This window comes from Methanorbis furvi (assembly GCF_032714615.1).
Taxonomy (GTDB): Archaea; Halobacteriota; Methanomicrobia; order Methanomicrobiales; family Methanocorpusculaceae; genus Methanocorpusculum; species Methanocorpusculum furvi.
Map to the genome: position 1 here is coordinate 261084 of NZ_JAWDKA010000001.1, position 14944 is coordinate 276027.

The window sequence follows — 14944 nt, forward strand, 5'->3', positions numbered from 1 at the left end:
CTGAATATAGAACTCAAATGCTAAGAAAGGAATAGTTCACAAGTAATACTCCCCCACCCCTTCATTTCGAGTGGAAAGTGAGTTCTGTGCCCGGCAAAAATCATGCTCTCCGAGCTTTTCCTCATTTCTTAGGTCTCAATTTTTCTTATAATTTTTTTATTTTTATAATCAACAAAAATTTTTTACAATGTTTAAAAAGAAAAGTTTTATATTATGAGAAGTAGACTTACTAATGAATAGTGATACTCAGTATGGAACGTATCATTTTTCCAAAGATACCTTCCATGCGCTCCACTCGAAATGAAGGGGTGGGGGACTTTTCTAAAAAACATTGCAAAAATTTTGGAAAAAAAATAATCTGATGAGATCTCTTTTTTACTTCACATCAAGTCCCGGTTCTCTTCACCTGATATGTCCGATGCGAACTGCCTAATATCATGGAATGCCTATCTATTTTCATGCCAGCTGAACATGTAACCGATATCTCCATACAGACTGCGATCATTACGGTGTCAACGACCAGGACGGAAAAAACAGATCTGAGCGGCCAGATAATTCGTGATGCCTTCACCGCTGCAGGTATCCCGGTTATCTCACTGGTGATCGTGAAGGATGATATTTCTGCGATTCGAACCGCAGTTCTTGCAGCACTCAAAACCGCAAACTGCATTGTAGTGAACGGAGGAACAGGTCTTACGCATGATGACTGCACCATTGAAGCAGTGGCTCCGCTTTTCCACAAAACGATGGACGGGTTTGGCGAACTGTTCCGGATAAAAAGTTATGAGCAGGTGAAAAATGCGGTGATTCTCTCCAGAGCAACTGCCGGTATCACCAACGGCTGCGCAATCTTCTGCATCCCGGGATCTCCAAAAGCAGTGAAACTCGCAACTGAAGAGATCATTGTTCCAGAAATTCGCCACATTATCACGCATGCAGCCCAGTGACATGACAGAATTTGCCATTCATCCGGTGACAACGAGTGAGGATATCCACAGCACAGCAGAGCTTGCTAACGAAATCTGGACCGAACATTATGTTCCAATCATCGGAAAGGAACAGACCAGGTATATGATTGAAACATTTCAGTCAGCTGCAGCCATCCGCAACCAGATCGAAGAAGAAAATTATCAGTATTATCTGCTCAAAGTTGGCTCTGCGAATGCAGGCTACATCAGCATCCGTCCGGAGCCCGAGAATCACGCAATGTTTCTCAGCAAATTTTATGTCGAAAAAAATTTCCGGGGCCGCGGGTTTTCAAGGACTGCTCTGCAGTTCATCGAAGAGATCTGCCGGCGCGAAGGTCTTACGACGATTTATCTCACCGTCAACAAACAAAATTATTCCTCGCTTAGCGTTTACGAAAAACTTGGGTTCGTCCGCGCCCGCGAGTTGGTGACTGATATCGGGAACGGCTACGCGATGGATGATTATGTGATGGAAAAATATCTCTGAACTTACTTGTACGCATCCATCATTGCAACCCGTTCAAGCACCAGCTCCTCAATTCGTTCAACACCGACAACCTCGATCTCTTCAGCAGTGATCCCGAAAAGTTCCATCAGCACTGAAACGTTTGCTGTCATCTGATGATCCTTTGGCACCGCAACATCCAACAGCAGATCTCTTGCCTTTGCAAAATCTCCGCCAAGGACTGCAACATACAAATAATTTTTTTCAAGATGCAGACCAAACTGCGGAGCAAACGAACACTGGCGCTGGCCGGATGCATACAACAAAATCTCCATCGATAAAGTTCTCGCAACCGGCTTTCCCGAAGCAAATGATCGTTCTGCATGCATCACAGCAGAGCGGATATGGTTTGGCCCGGTAATTTTTTCCGCATCAAACAGTACGATAACTGCGTTCGCAGTTTTCGCCGCCGCGTTCACCAGTGAAAGGGCTGCGGCAACATCATCCACCACCGCCTCTGCTGAATAGATCTCCAAACTTTTTTCCATCATAACTCACTCTCCAAAATCAAACAACGTCCTCTGCGGTTTTGTCTCACTCGCTTTCGCAGGGACAACCTCCTCCTCGGGAAGGGGGACTTCGTCTAACACTCTTCCAATTTTTTTTGCCGCCTGCTCAAGAACATTTTTCGCAAGCACCGCGCCAAGAATTCCGACAACATCCTTTGGCTCTGCTGAGAGCAGATCCTCAGGCGTGGTGATGCCCCGGTCGAATAATCTCCTCGCACGGACGCGGCCGATTCCCCGAAGCGCGATCAGCGGCAGAAGCTCTGCCTTCACACCGTTTTCAACCCGTATCTCCAAGTCCCGGACGTCTCTATCGAACCGAGGCGCAAACTCATGCGCAATTCTGGCTGACGCATGCATCAGCCACCGAAGATTTTCCACCACCGCATGAATGTCCCCGGCACCCACGCCGAAGTTTTCGCAGATAACCTCCTCAGGTACCTCCTCGCACCATGCCTCAGCAACGAGTGCTGTCTTCACGGCTGCAAAAAACTCCTCGGACAACTCCTCGCACCACAACTCATCGCCGCGCTCAGAGAACACCTCATCCACCAGTTTTTCATCAGAAGCCTTCAGATAAAATCTGAACATATCAGGCGTCATGCACAGGAGATGCAACATCCCAAACGCAGAAAAGGTCTCCTGTTTCTCAAGAACGTCGCGAATTAATGACGCAGTCTCAGGATCCAGATAGAGGCGCGACGCAAGAATTCCAAACGAGGTTCCAAGCAGCTCGCCGCCCACCTCTTCAGTTACCATGCCTGACCCGATCAGATAAGAGAGCGCCTTGCCGATATTTCTATCCAAGCGCCGATGCACCGCCTTCTGACTTGCATAGAAGGACTTCTCCATAAACCCGTCAAGCTCTGCACGATTTTTTGCAAAACCTGTCGCAATTAATGCGAGCAGATGATTACGCAGTTCATTCTCCTTCTGACACTGGGACGTGATGTTCTCTGCCGGCGCATCGATGAAACTTTCAAACAGCGCGTCCACAGCGTCGCGGTCCTTTGCGATCAAAACCGCTTCTCCGTATGGATCGAGCCTCGGCCGTCCCGCTCGGCCTGCCATCTGCCGGTACTCCATCACAGGAATCGGGTTCATACCGACTCCTGCCTCGTAGCGCTGATAGTCGCGGATGATGACGCGCCTTGCCGGCAGGTTCAGGCCGGCCGCAAGCGTCGGGGTTGATGCAATAACCTGAATCTCTCCTTTCCGAAAACCCTCTTCCACTGCTTCACGGGCAGCACGGGGAAGGCCTGCGTGATGAAACGCTGCGCCGTTTTTCACCGAGTTTGCCAGAACTTTTCCTGAAGGGGTAGTGTCTGCTTTTGCAATTTTTTCCGCATACAAATCAAGAGCTTCGGACTTTTTCTTCAGCACAACTGCTGCCCGCTTCGCATAAGCTTCTGCCGAGCGGCGGGATGAAACAAACACCAGACACTGGCCGCCTTCATCGGCCGTGTCCAGTAAAAGATTCAGGTCATCATCTTTTTTCGGCGTCTGCACGATTCTCTCCGAGCCATGGAAATGAATCGCACCATTATAGTAGACGCCCTCACGGAGATCCACCGGCCGCCACTCGCTCGTGACGAGCGCGGCGTTCAGCCAGTCTGCGAGTTCTTCAGGGTTACCCATCGTTGCCGAGAGGCCGATGATCTGAAGGTTCGGATTCTGGTACCGCAGTTTTGCTATCACCATCTCAAGCGTTGCCCCTCGGGAAGGGTCGCCGATCAGATGAATTTCGTCCACCACGAGGAGAGAAACGCGTTTCAGCCACTCGGCGCGGTTGCGAAGCAGTGAGTCGGTCTTCTCCGACGTCGCGACGATGATGTCATAGCGGCCCAGATATTCGTCGCGCTGATCAGGATCCCCTGTCGCGATACCGACTTTTACTTCTTTTCCTGAAAAATCTTCATATTTTTCTGCGGCAAGGGCTTTCAGGGGAACGATATAGAGACATTTTCCGCCGTCTGAAATTTCCTTCTGCATCGCCATTTCTGCGACAAGTGTCTTGCCGGACGCGGTAGGAATTGCCACCAGCTGGTTTTTTCGAGTAAACAGACCCGCCTCTACGCACTTCGCCTGAGGCGGATACAGTTCGGTGATTCCCAGAGCCGAATACTTCGTGCGCAAGGAAATTGGAATGGGAAGTGAGTCTATTTTCATGAAATAGCCGATGGAATATTGAACCCCTTTGTTTCGAGTGGAACTATGGAGAAATCCTTCTTTGTAAATAAAGATTGTGAATGGTGGTCTTTAGTAGTAGTAGCTTATCACATTGATCTTTGCTTCCTTCTTCTTGCGGTCAAGGAAACTGAAGACAGCGTTGTGATCCGCGCCGCTGATCAGCATGAGGACTGCGCTGTGGGCATCGCTCACCTGATCAGGCATACCGATGATGCCGATCGTTTTTCCGTAGACCGAGACGAACGTTCCGGTCATGTTTTCGATCTGTTCGCGGGCTTTTCCGTCGCGGCCGATGATTCTTCCACGGACGCGGGCAAGTTTCTGCGGCGTGTCTGCATCGTCAGAGATGTCGATTAAGTCAAGGATCATGTCATCGTCTTCGAGAAGTTTTTTGGCACGGTCAGGAGAAAATCCACGGCCGATTGCTTTGATGATCTCCATTGATCTGATCTCGGCGAGTGCGTCCTCTTCATTTTCGATTACGACGATTCCGTCTTTGCTGTCGACTTCAAGGGTGACGTTCAGTATTTTTTCCAGATGTTTTCTGGTATCGCCGTTTTTTCCAATGATTGCTCCGATACGGTCGTTGGGGATCTTGAGTTCCTGGGTCATGTTATATCTCGAAAAATTCTTCTCCGACTATGCTGCGGAAGAGTTCATGTTCATCGGTTGTTTTGCATTTTGATGCAAAAAACCTGTTGATGTTCTTAATGTCGCGGAATAGAAAGTTGTAGGCTTTCGGGTGTTCCGGGGTTACGGCCTGGGCCATGTCGATGAGGATGAGACCGTTCGGTCCTGTCAGGATGTTGTACTCTGAGAGGTCTCCGTGAATGAGACGGGCTTTCTGGTAGAGGTCACGGATGAGGCCGAGAGCTTCTTCGTAGGTCTCTTCCGGAGTTTTTGGCAGAAGCTGACGCATCTGGGGGTAGGGGATGATGCCTTCTCCAAGGAACTGCATGATCAGAATGTTGCGGTCAAATGCGTAGGGTTCCGGGCAGGGGAGACCTGCTTCGCGTGTCCGGGAGAGGTTGCTGTACTCTTTTTTGGTCCATGCGAAGATGATGTCTTTGTGGGTTCTGCGGATGTTGGAAAATCTGGGGTCGCCAAGGATGTAATCGCTCATGGTGGTGAAGTTGCCGGTCCGGAGACGGTAGATCTTGACTGCTGCGCCGATTTCTTTTCCGTCTTCGTTTGTTTTTCCGGCAGAAAATACGTTCGCCTCTTTTCCGGTGGAGATGGATCCGCCAAGTGAGGTGATGACTTTTTTGTTCACCAGTTTGTAAAGGGCAAGAAGAGTGGTCTCGTCGAACACTTCGTCGGTGACTTTGCGCGAGTCTTCGTCTTTGATACGGACGCCGAGCTCGGCAAGCTTCCGGTCGAGTTTTTCGATTCTATCCAGATTTTCGTGGTGATGATCACGTGATTTCGGTGTTGATTTCATGATTTTTGGGGGTGATTGCGTTTTCAATTATACTATATTTCTCTTATGAATAATTAGCTCTTCTGACCGTCATAAAAATTATCGGTGATGGACTTCGGTATTTTCGGGTTTCTGATCTCAGAAAGATAGACTTTGCCCATAAAATCGTTTGTTGGCAACTAACGTTCATCGTAGCTCCGCCCACGGAAATACGGAAAACACAGAAATAAAAACATCACGGAGCAGACGTGAACACCACAGAAATGAATTGTTTTTGGATTCCGTGATGTTCACGTCTGCTCCGTGATGTTTTTATTTCTATGATATTCCGTGTGTTCCGTTTTTCCGTGGGCGGAGCTGATCAACCCCAAACTGTGTTCACCAATAAACGAATTTATGGGCAAAGCCACTTTATCCACAAAAAATATATGGCATCATACATACTACAGTCCCTCATCAATATCCGCGGGAGAAGGAACACACAAGATGGAGATCGACGAAATTTTTGAAAATCGAAAAATAATTCCGGAACGCCTCCTCTCCTTCGGGTTTGTCCGGCAGAATGACGGCTACCACTACGCAGCTCCTCTTCTTGACGGACGATTTCAGATGTCCGTCATCATATCTGAACAGGGAAAAGTTTACACCGAAGTGATTGATACCGTCTCAGAGTATGCGTACGTTCTGCATCGCGTCGCTGAGGCTGAAGGAGAGTTTGTCGGACGGGTGCGGGATGAATACGAGAGCGTCCTCGCCGCTATCAATAATGCCTGCTTCGAGCGTGATGTGTTCAAAAGCAGCATGGCAAAGAAAGTTATTAGCCATGTCCGCGAGACCTACGGGGACGAGCTTGAGTTTTTATGGAACAGGTTTCCGGAAAATGCGGTGTTTCGAAGGCAGGACACCGAAAAATGGTATGCGGCCCTGCTCAGGATACCGAAAAGAAAACTCGGCATTGACGATGACGAGCTGATTGAGATCATCGACCTGCGAATCATTTCTGAGGAAATTCCCTCTCTCATCGATAACAAAAAATATTTTCCCGGATATCATATGAACAAAAAACACTGGTTCACAATATGTCTTGATGGCTCCGTTCCTGCTGAAGAAATATTTTGCAGGATAGAGGAGAGTTATCGGTTGGCAAAAAAATAGTTGGAAAAAATTTTTCAAAAAAAAATTATGCTTTGTTTTTGTAGCTCTGCACGTAGGCATATGCATCTGCGAGTAACTCTGTTAAAGAGTCGCCGCATGCGGCTTTGAGATCCATCGGGTGGATTTTTCCTGCCGCATATGCTGCTTCAAGTTCTGCATAGCTCTGGTACTCAGAGTTTCCGCCGAACTTTTCCGGGCGGCGGATGACAACCTCAGACATCCGCGGGAAAATATTGTACTGGAACACCTGGAGAATCGGGTTTCCTTCCGTCTCCGGCGGGCAGAATGCCTTCTTCATCTTCTTCTTGATCTCCTCAGGAGAGTCTGCGACCGAGACGACATTGCCTTTTGAAGAGGACATCTTCTGACCGTCGAGTCCGTTCACAATCGGTGTGTGAATACAGACCGGAGGTTTGTAGCCAAGGCTTGGCAGATGCTCGCGTGCAAGCATGTGAATTTTTCTCTGATCAATTCCGCCAACCGCCGCATCAACGTTGAGGGTCGGGATGTCAACAACCTGCATAACCGGATACACCATCTGCGAAACCATCGGGTTGTCCATTGCCCGACCGACCTCATCCATACTTCGGGTCGCACGGTTCAGGGTTATCTCCTGACAGAGTGTGAGAACTTCGGTCTGATATTTGGGCGTCAGCTGAACATCTGTCCCAAGCACAAACTCTGCTCCTTTCAGACCGCATGCCTCAATGCATGCCTTGTTGTACTCGGCAAGCTCTTTTATCTGTTCAAAGGTTCCCTTCCGGTTCAGATATGCGTGCAGGTTTGCGATCAAGACCACGACGTCAAACCCTGCTTCTTTCATATCCATCAGTTTATTGATGGTCACCAGGTGACCGAGGTGAATCTCGCCGCTGGGTTCATACCCGGTATAGACCCGCTTTGTTGGTTTGTTCAACAATTGCCGGAGTTCGTCTTCAGTGACGATCTCCGCCGTGTTACGGGTGACGAGTTCGTATGCGTCCATATCCTACTACATTGGAAGCACAATGAGATAAAGGATGTGTGATACGGTGTAGACAGGTTGGAAAAAATAAAAAAGAATTTTTTTATCCGATTTTTTCGATGAGAACAGCTGCTGCATGCAGCAGTTCCCGCCCTCTTGAGGTGATAGCGTAGTCTTTGCGCTCTCCCTTCTGCAGGATCATGCCGGATGATGTCAGCTTTTCTAAGTGAAACAATAAATTTCCTCCGCGAAGTCCGGTGAGTTTTGCAAGATCTGCAAAGGCTTTCGGCTCGCTTGCAAGGGACTTGAGAATTTTTACGCGGACGACATTTGCGAGCGGCTCGCCAATCCATGCAACGACCGCGTCGTCAGAGAGTTCCTGAATCTGTTCGGCGACACTGTCTCCGGCATAGACTCCGGCACTTTTCAGCAGTTTTGTCTGGGCCGCAAACAGTCTATCTGCTTCTGCAAGACATCCGGTGCAGTTTTCGTTGCTGCACATTTTCTGGGCATTTTCGTACTCGCGGCGGATCTTTGTTATCTCTTCAGCAGAGATCGAGCCGGTCTTCAGACTTTTTAGAAGTGTTTCATAGGTTTTGGAAAACTGGGGCAGACATTTGTCCTTTGCAGAACAGTTTTCTGCCTGGGCCTCAAGAGTTTTTTTCGCATGCTCAAGTTCGCCTTTGATCAGCATCTCAGCAGAATTTTTTCTAAACGCTTCCAGTGCTGAATTGTTGTCAGAGGTTTCTGCGGCAATATATCTGCGAAGTTCGGCTCTGAGCGATCTGATCTCTTCGCGAAGTTCGGCAGCCAAAACGTCTTCCATTGTTCAGTAAATAATTTCCTTTGTGATCAGATGAAGGTATAGTTCAAAAAAATTGAGATTTCAAAGACGGTAAGTCTTTGGCGGATTGCCGGAGAAGTCTGCGATGACTGCGGTTGCATCCGCAAGAGTAAAGATTGCAAACTCCGGGTTTTCTGCGGTCTGATAGATGCCTTTCACGAGAGGGCTTGATGCAATGACCGCTTTTTTGATCTCAAGATCATTGGAAAACGAGATCTTCGCAGAAATTCTTATCCAGGCAAACTCAGGGGACGCGGTTGTTATCTCAATGTTTGGATGATTTTTCATCTGTGCATACATCGGTTTTTTGTTCGAGGTGCAGAAGTAGGGTTTTCCATCCTTCTCCAGCATGAACATGAATGGTCTGACTTTCGGGTTGCCGGATTCGTCAACAGTTGCAAGATAGAGGACCGGGTTTTTCTTCATAAATTCCATTGCTTCGTTTGTCATGATGTTTTTCCTTCGAGTCTGTGCGGACTCTCTACTACTCTATTGATCTTTCATGTTTATAAAAATAACCTTTTAGTGTATTTTTATAACTTTTAAAAACATGACCCCATACGCAGGTTAATGCATACTCGCCGCTAATTTTCACAACAGGATACTGCAATGGATAAACTGGATTTTTCCTCCGGACAGTCCTGGTACTCCCTGTCTGTTTCGGATACCGAGAGCCGTCTTGCAACCTCTCTTGAGCAGGGCCTTTCCCTTTCCGAGGCAGAGGAGCGCAGGAAAACATTTGGCGGCAATGTACTGCAAAATGAGGAGAAGCCAAGTTTCATCAGGGTTTTTCTTCGCCAGTACCGCGACTACATGCAGATAATTCTGCTCGCAGCAGCAGCCCTGAGTCTGTATGTCGGCAACGTCAGCACCGCGTTGCTTTTATTTGCCTTAACACTGCTGAACGCCATTCTTGGCATTCGTTCCGAACGCCAGGCCGCAGACAGTGTTGCGGCGCTGAAAAAAATGATGAAGACCACCACCCGCTGTCTTCGTGACGGCGCGTTGATAACGCTTGCAATCGAAGAGCTCGTCCCGGGCGATGTGGTGGAGTTTGAAAGCGGCGACATCGTTCCTGCCGACGGCAGAATTGTTTACTCAGCAGCTCTTGAAATCGAAGAGTCGGCCCTGACCGGTGAGAGCCAGCCGGTTCCAAAAGAGATAGCCGTTCTCTCCTCTGGCGATATGCCGATCGGTGATCAGGCCAACATGGGATTCATGAACACGGTCGTGACCCGCGGCAAAGGAAAAATGATCGTGACCGGCACTGGCATGAACACCGAAGTCGGAAAAATTGCCGGCATGCTTCGCGAGGTCAAAGAGGAAAAGACTCCGCTGACAAAAAAGATCGATCAGCTCAGCATCGCGGTTGCAATCATTGCAGCCATTGCGCTCATTCTTCTGATAAGTATCGGCCTTTACCATGGCGAGTCGTTTGATGATCTCTTCACGCTCGGCATTGCGCTTGCGGTCGCGGCAGTACCGACCGGCCTTCCTGTCGTGATGACGCTGATGCTCTCGGTCGGCACGATGGACCTCGCCAAACGCGGAGCAATTGTGAAGCGTTTACCTTCTGTTGAAACGCTCGGCTCAACCTCTGCCATATGTTCCGACAAAACAGGAACCCTGACGATGAACCAGATGACCGCAAGAGAAATTGTCGTCGCGGGCCGCACGCTGACGGTCACCGGCGAAGGATACTATCCGAACGGTCAGATTCAGCATGTTGGCGGCGCCCCGATCGCCTCACTTGACCCGATTCTTCTGCCGATGGTTCTCTGTTCTGACGCGACAGTATCGGATGGAAAACTCGTCGGCGATCCAACCGAAGGGGCTCTCGTGATTCTTGCGGAGAAGGGAGGCCTCAACACCGCAGCAACCCGGGCCGAGTACCCGCGAATTGCTGAAGTTCCGTTTGACTCCGAGTACAAGTTCATGGCAACGTTTCACGCAATGACCGACCCGAACACCGGCAAAGAGATCGTCCGGTGTTATGTCAAAGGTGCGCCTGACGTCCTTGTTTCCCGCGGTGTCTCCTATATTGATACGAATACAACCGTCTCCCCCCTTGCCGGATCCGAGTCCGCGATTCTTGCGGCAAACGATGATCTGGCGAAAAAAGGTCTGCGGGTGATGATGATAGCCTACCGCGACTTTGATCCGGCCACGTTTGATTCTTCTTCAGTTACGCCTGAAAGCATCCGCGATCTCACGATTGTTGCGATGGTCGGCATTATTGATCCGCCGCGTTCTGAGGTGAAGGATGCAATTGCCACCTGTAAGACCGCGGGCATCCGGGTCAGAATGATCACAGGCGATCACGGAACAACTGCCGGAGCGATTGCCGGCCAGCTTGGCATCTCCGGAAAAGTGATCACTGGTGCTGAGATGTCTGCGATGTCGGATGAACAGCTCCGCGCTTCGATCGATGATATCGGCGTTGTTGCCCGCGTCGCGCCGGAACACAAAGTGCGGCTTGTGCAGACCCTCAAAGAAAAAGGCGATATCGTTGCGATGACCGGTGACGGCGTCAATGATGCTCCGGCGCTGAAGGCCGCAGACATCGGTGTTGCGATGGGAATTACCGGAACCGAAGTGTCAAAGGAGTCTGCCGAGATGATTCTGACCGACGACAACTTTGCAACGATTGTAACAGCCGTTCGTCAGGGACGTGTTCTCTATGATAATATGCTGAAGTTCATCAGATTCCAGATGGCAAATCTGATGGCCTACATTCTTCTGTTTCTGTTTGCCGCGCTTTTTGTCGGCGCCTACACAGGAATTTTTGCGCCGGTACAGACGCTTTTTATCAGCTACTTTGTTACGGTCCCGGTCGGTATGGCACTGTGTTATGATACGGCAGCTCCGGGAATTATGACGAAAAAGCCGCGACCGAAGAATGAGCGGATCATGTCAGGATGGTTTACCGTGCGGATGATCCTCGTCGGTATTTACTGGGGAGCGGCTCCCCTTGCAGGATATATCTGGATTGAGTCAACCGGCGGAACGCCCGAGCAGGCGATTGCGATGACGATGATTACGTTCATCCTTCTGCACATTCCGTTCACGGCAAACCTCCGGTTCCCGGACGCGAGTATCTTCACCCGCGAGTTTCTGACGAATCGTACTCTCTTCATCATGTTTCTGGTGGTGATTGCCTGGGCGGTGATTCTCACTGAGATCGGATTCATGCAGAGTCTGTTCGGCACTGCGGCGCTGGGCGAGCAGGCATGGTTTGTTGCTATTATGATAGCCGTCGTTGCTCTGTTTCTGGGCGAGGCAGGAAAGGCGATTGCGAGGAGGGTGCTGAAACGATCTCCTGCCGGGGCTGCGACTCCGGCATGATTTTTTCTCTCAATTTTTTTTGAAAAAGGGAACGCGAATAGCACGAATCGCATGCCTTCGGCCTGCTCACCGCTTCGCGGAATACCGCGAATAAAAAAATCGCCAATGGCGATTTTTAAAAAATTATTATAATTACTTATTTTTGGACAGATTCTATTCGTTCAGAAAAAACACAAACATTTTTTTTTTGAAAAATCGCCATTGGCGATTTTTTTTATTCGCGCTATTCGCGTTTCAAATATTCACCGAGCGATCGGGTACTCTCTTCCCCGCCACCACAGGAAATACTTCCCATCCCGCCGCATCAGAACGCAGCCGTCCAGAAAACCCGGCCAGTCATTCGTAAAATCATAACCCGTCAGGAGGGAAACGAAAGGAACAATCCATGCATCATGCGTAATGCAGACCGAAATTTCTCCGTCGGCAAGCGTACCCGAAACAAAATCAAACATCCGGCTGGTACCAACATCCACAGGATAATGTCCGGGAAGGATTTCGCCAGCGACATACCGGAGGCTCATGATCTTCACCGGATTTATTACATAAAACTCTCTGACCAGTTCATCGTCTGCGACATACGCGCTCGGCGTTCCAAGCATCAGACTTTCCTCTGCTTCTTTGGCAACGCCAGCTCCTGCAAGAATTTCATTACCGGTCTGCACACACCGAACCATCGGACTTGCGTACGCACGAATCGGCACATCAGGAAGCGCAGCTCCAAACTCCCGCGCCTGCCTCCTTCCCCGGGCAGTCAGAACTTTTGTTGAACCAGGCTCTCCTTTGATGAACGGCTGTCGTTCTCCGTGCCGCATCAGAACTGCGGCCGCGTCCCAGTCTGCAGTCTGCAAAACTTTGGGGATCTGATTCTCCTGCGGAACATAGCGGACATCTCCTCTCAGGGGAAACTTTTCCGCAGGCTCTTTTGCTCTCCCGATTACCGTTCCCGCGGCATCAATTACCAGCCAGCCGTTTTCATCCCGGACTGCTGCAACTCCGTTTGCAAAAGGTCGTGCATCAAAGTACCAGTCTCCGTAGAGCAGCTCGCCTGCCGTAGTAATGTGGGTTGCCCCGAATGTTTCATGATACACAACCGCCGAACCTTCGGCAAAATCCGTCGCATACAGATACGTGTCGTAAGCAATCGGCTTTCCTGTCTGATCGATGTAAAAGTAACGGCCGTTCGCGTCTCTGACTGCTGCGACTCCTTCGGCAAAGTCTCCGGTCCAGTCATACCGCTCAGCATACGCAGGCTCTCCGGCAAACGTAATGTGACACGCTCCTGCCGCATCACAGGCAACCGCAAGTCCCGGAAATTTGAACGGCCCGATATTTTTGAAGCGCCGTTCATAGATCGGCACCCCTTCATAGAGATGATGCGTTTTGTCTGAGCTTGGGATCAGATCGTCGAAATTCATAAAAAAGAAAATTATCTGATGGCGGTAAGGCCGACCGCTTTGTTGGTGATCGCAATCGATTCGGATGCGGTCTGGCACCTGCCTGCCATCGCACGGATGCAGTCAACAGTTTCCACAACAACGTCCGCTTCCTGATGAATCGCCTGGAAGAGATAGAGATCTGTTCCTTCGAGGACCGAGATGGATTCTTTGAAGATACCGTTCTCCCAGAGATCGCCTCTCGGGCGAAGCAGATCGCATGCGTACTCCTTGAGCTCTGCGGTGCTGGTTATCCCTGTGCTCTTCTCAATGAGGCCGAGTCTTGAGTGTGCTTTGATAAGTTCGATGACCTGCTCTTTGGTCGCAGGATTCTTCAGCTCCATGTTGAGGAAGTGCATGTGCATCAGGGTTGTCGGCACGATCATTGCGGAGGTGACGATGTTGATGTTCGGCAGAACGCTCTGCACGTCAGGGCCGTGATGAGAGGGAATGGTCACCGGGTTGAGGACAATTGCGTCGATCGGTCCGCGTTTGACATCGCCAGGGTCGCCACCGCGGCGAACCATCGTGGCCCGTACTTTTTTGACGCCAAAGGCTGAGTCGATTAAGTTGATGATCCGGCATAATCCGGTGGTGTTGCAGGATACCACGCGGGCGAACTGTTTTCCAATCGCCTCTGTATAATTACAGGAGGAGTTGAAGGAAAATCCTGCGACCTCGTGATCCTCGCCGCCCTGCCAGATTGCTTTTTTGCCGTATTTTTCGTACAGGACTCTGTTGCCTTCGCCAACTCCTCCGGGCGTTGCGTCAACGATGATGTCGGCTTTCTGGATCATGTCCGCAACACTGCCTGCGACCTGAATTCCTGCTTTTTCAAAGTTTTCCTTTTTGGTGATGTCTGCGATGTAAAGGGGGTATCCGCGTTGTTTTGCAACAAATGCTTCTGCGCCGGGTTTGGTTTTGGAGACACCGATGATTTCCATGTCAGGCTGTGCGGCGACTGCATCAGCCACACGTTTTCCGATGGTTCCGTATCCGTTGACAGCAACCTTGATCATACTACTGTATGCTTTTCTCTTGGTATCATAAAAGCATATGCTGTGGTGGTTTTGGATTATTGTTTTTGAACCATGACTGCCTGCAACTTCAAACGAAACGGTATGCCTCAGGAAAAAATCCGGCGCGGAATTTTTTTTGAAGCATCCTGTCCGGAACTGATGCTCTCTTTTTTGTCAGATGATAAGCGCTTTATTTGAGATTTTCTTGCGCTTGCCGTGCCCTTCTGATACCCTGGTATGCCATGGATACTACGCTGTCTAAGCAAACCTAATTTGTGTCCAAGAGATTTATCTTCTTGAAATGAGAGAATCCTAAATTGTACTACCTGATGGAGTTATGTATTCCGCTGGGTCTGGAAAATATTTTCAGATATACACTGAAACATTGTTCGTCCGCTGGAACTACAAGTTGTTGGCACACAAATATTTCCATCAGGTATTACCTCAAAAATGTCAAGACAGTCGATGATCAGCAGGTGATTTTCCACACATAACTTTCACTTTTGAGATCGTCAAATACTTTAGTCAGAGCCTAACTCCCCGACCGGTTATTCTGGTCAGGTTCTGACTGGGTGTCTGTTTTGCTCATTTGATG

At 49.5% G+C, this 14944-nt stretch carries 13 protein-coding genes; 4 read left to right on the plus strand and 9 right to left on the minus strand.

The window, feature by feature from the left end; translation table 11 throughout:
* The first annotated feature begins 458 nt into the window (after positions 1–458).
* Positions 459–947 carry a MogA/MoaB family molybdenum cofactor biosynthesis protein gene (locus McpAg1_RS01305; RefSeq protein ID WP_338093479.1) on the plus strand — a complete coding sequence of 163 codons (489 nt, stop codon included), beginning with the start codon at positions 459–461 and terminating at the stop codon, positions 945–947.
* The gene (locus McpAg1_RS01310; RefSeq protein WP_338093480.1) at positions 934–1455 is read left to right on the plus strand and encodes a GNAT family N-acetyltransferase; all 522 of its coding nucleotides are present in this window, start codon (positions 934–936) and stop codon (positions 1453–1455) included. The genes McpAg1_RS01305 and McpAg1_RS01310 overlap by 14 nt, the downstream gene beginning before the upstream one ends.
* A 2-nt stretch (positions 1456–1457) precedes the next feature.
* Here McpAg1_RS01310 and cgi121 read toward each other — a convergent pair whose 3' ends face one another.
* From cgi121 to McpAg1_RS01330, 4 genes are all read right to left on the minus strand, one after another.
* Positions 1458–1964 carry a KEOPS complex subunit Cgi121 gene (cgi121, locus tag McpAg1_RS01315; RefSeq protein ID WP_338093481.1) on the minus strand — a complete coding sequence of 169 codons (507 nt, stop codon included), beginning with the start codon at positions 1962–1964 and terminating at the stop codon, positions 1458–1460.
* Between the two features lie 3 nt (positions 1965–1967).
* Positions 1968–4148 carry an ATP-dependent DNA helicase gene (locus McpAg1_RS01320; protein WP_338093482.1) on the minus strand — a complete coding sequence of 727 codons (2181 nt, stop codon included), beginning with the start codon at positions 4146–4148 and terminating at the stop codon, positions 1968–1970.
* A gap of 90 nt (positions 4149–4238) precedes the next feature.
* Positions 4239–4781, minus strand: a complete 543-nt coding sequence (locus McpAg1_RS01325; protein WP_338093483.1) for a KH domain-containing protein — start codon at positions 4779–4781, stop codon at positions 4239–4241.
* A 1-nt stretch (position 4782) separates the two neighbouring features.
* On the minus strand, positions 4783–5610 hold the full coding sequence (locus tag McpAg1_RS01330) for a serine protein kinase RIO (protein WP_338093484.1): 828 nt from the start codon (positions 5608–5610) through the stop codon (positions 4783–4785).
* A gap of 465 nt (positions 5611–6075) precedes the next feature.
* Between McpAg1_RS01330 and McpAg1_RS01335 the strand changes: the two genes are divergently transcribed.
* Entirely contained in the window at positions 6076–6744 is a 669-nt protein-coding gene (locus McpAg1_RS01335; protein ID WP_338093485.1) for an MmcQ/YjbR family DNA-binding protein, read from the plus strand.
* A gap of 25 nt (positions 6745–6769) precedes the next feature.
* Here the strand turns inward: McpAg1_RS01335 and McpAg1_RS01340 are convergent, their stop codons facing one another.
* The 3 genes from McpAg1_RS01340 to McpAg1_RS01350 all read right to left on the minus strand — a co-directional run bounded on the left by McpAg1_RS01340 (position 6770) and on the right by McpAg1_RS01350 (position 9002).
* A complete protein-coding gene (locus McpAg1_RS01340) occupies positions 6770–7729 on the minus strand; it encodes a tyrosine--tRNA ligase (RefSeq protein ID WP_338093486.1) in 960 nt (319 codons plus the stop codon).
* Between the two features lie 82 nt (positions 7730–7811).
* Complete coding sequence (locus tag McpAg1_RS01345) at positions 7812–8534, minus strand: winged helix-turn-helix domain-containing protein (protein WP_338093487.1); 723 nt, start codon at positions 8532–8534, stop codon at positions 7812–7814.
* Between the two features lie 60 nt (positions 8535–8594).
* Positions 8595–9002, minus strand: a complete 408-nt coding sequence (locus tag McpAg1_RS01350) for a pyridoxamine 5'-phosphate oxidase family protein (protein WP_338093488.1) — start codon at positions 9000–9002, stop codon at positions 8595–8597.
* 159 nt (positions 9003–9161) lie between these two features.
* Here McpAg1_RS01350 and McpAg1_RS01355 point away from each other — a divergent pair, with 159 nt between their 5' ends.
* Entirely contained in the window at positions 9162–11897 is a 2736-nt protein-coding gene (locus McpAg1_RS01355; RefSeq protein WP_338093489.1) for a cation-translocating P-type ATPase, read from the plus strand.
* A 242-nt stretch (positions 11898–12139) separates the two neighbouring features.
* Here the strand turns inward: McpAg1_RS01355 and McpAg1_RS01360 are convergent, their stop codons facing one another.
* Both McpAg1_RS01360 and McpAg1_RS01365 read right to left on the minus strand, forming a co-directional pair.
* Positions 12140–13312: a histidine phosphatase family protein gene (locus McpAg1_RS01360; RefSeq protein WP_338093490.1), complete on the minus strand. Its 1173-nt coding sequence runs from the start codon at positions 13310–13312 to the stop codon at positions 12140–12142.
* Between the two features lie 11 nt (positions 13313–13323).
* Positions 13324–14349 (minus strand): type II glyceraldehyde-3-phosphate dehydrogenase, encoded by a 1026-nt coding sequence (locus tag McpAg1_RS01365; RefSeq protein WP_338093491.1) that lies wholly within the window; start codon positions 14347–14349, stop codon positions 13324–13326.
* Between the last annotated feature and the right edge of the window lie 595 nt (positions 14350–14944).

Coding starts and splice junctions, on each gene's coding strand:
- McpAg1_RS01325 (WP_338093483.1), bottom strand. CDS start 4,781: ATGACCCAGGAACTCAAGATCCCCAACGACCGTATCGGAGCAATCATT.
- McpAg1_RS01320 (WP_338093482.1), bottom strand. CDS start 4,148: ATGAAAATAGACTCACTTCCCATTCCAATTTCCTTGCGCACGAAGTAT.
- McpAg1_RS01350 (WP_338093488.1), bottom strand. CDS start 9,002: ATGACAAACGAAGCAATGGAATTTATGAAGAAAAACCCGGTCCTCTAT.
- McpAg1_RS01355 (WP_338093489.1), top strand. CDS start 9,162: ATGGATAAACTGGATTTTTCCTCCGGACAGTCCTGGTACTCCCTGTCT.
- McpAg1_RS01365 (WP_338093491.1), bottom strand. CDS start 14,349: ATGATCAAGGTTGCTGTCAACGGATACGGAACCATCGGAAAACGTGTG.
- McpAg1_RS01330 (WP_338093484.1), bottom strand. CDS start 5,610: ATGAAATCAACACCGAAATCACGTGATCATCACCACGAAAATCTGGAT.
- McpAg1_RS01305 (WP_338093479.1), top strand. CDS start 459: ATGCCAGCTGAACATGTAACCGATATCTCCATACAGACTGCGATCATT.
- McpAg1_RS01360 (WP_338093490.1), bottom strand. CDS start 13,312: ATGAATTTCGACGATCTGATCCCAAGCTCAGACAAAACGCATCATCTC.
- McpAg1_RS01310 (WP_338093480.1), top strand. CDS start 934: ATGCAGCCCAGTGACATGACAGAATTTGCCATTCATCCGGTGACAACG.
- McpAg1_RS01345 (WP_338093487.1), bottom strand. CDS start 8,534: ATGGAAGACGTTTTGGCTGCCGAACTTCGCGAAGAGATCAGATCGCTC.
- McpAg1_RS01340 (WP_338093486.1), bottom strand. CDS start 7,729: ATGGACGCATACGAACTCGTCACCCGTAACACGGCGGAGATCGTCACT.
- McpAg1_RS01335 (WP_338093485.1), top strand. CDS start 6,076: ATGGAGATCGACGAAATTTTTGAAAATCGAAAAATAATTCCGGAACGC.
- cgi121 (WP_338093481.1), bottom strand. CDS start 1,964: ATGATGGAAAAAAGTTTGGAGATCTATTCAGCAGAGGCGGTGGTGGAT.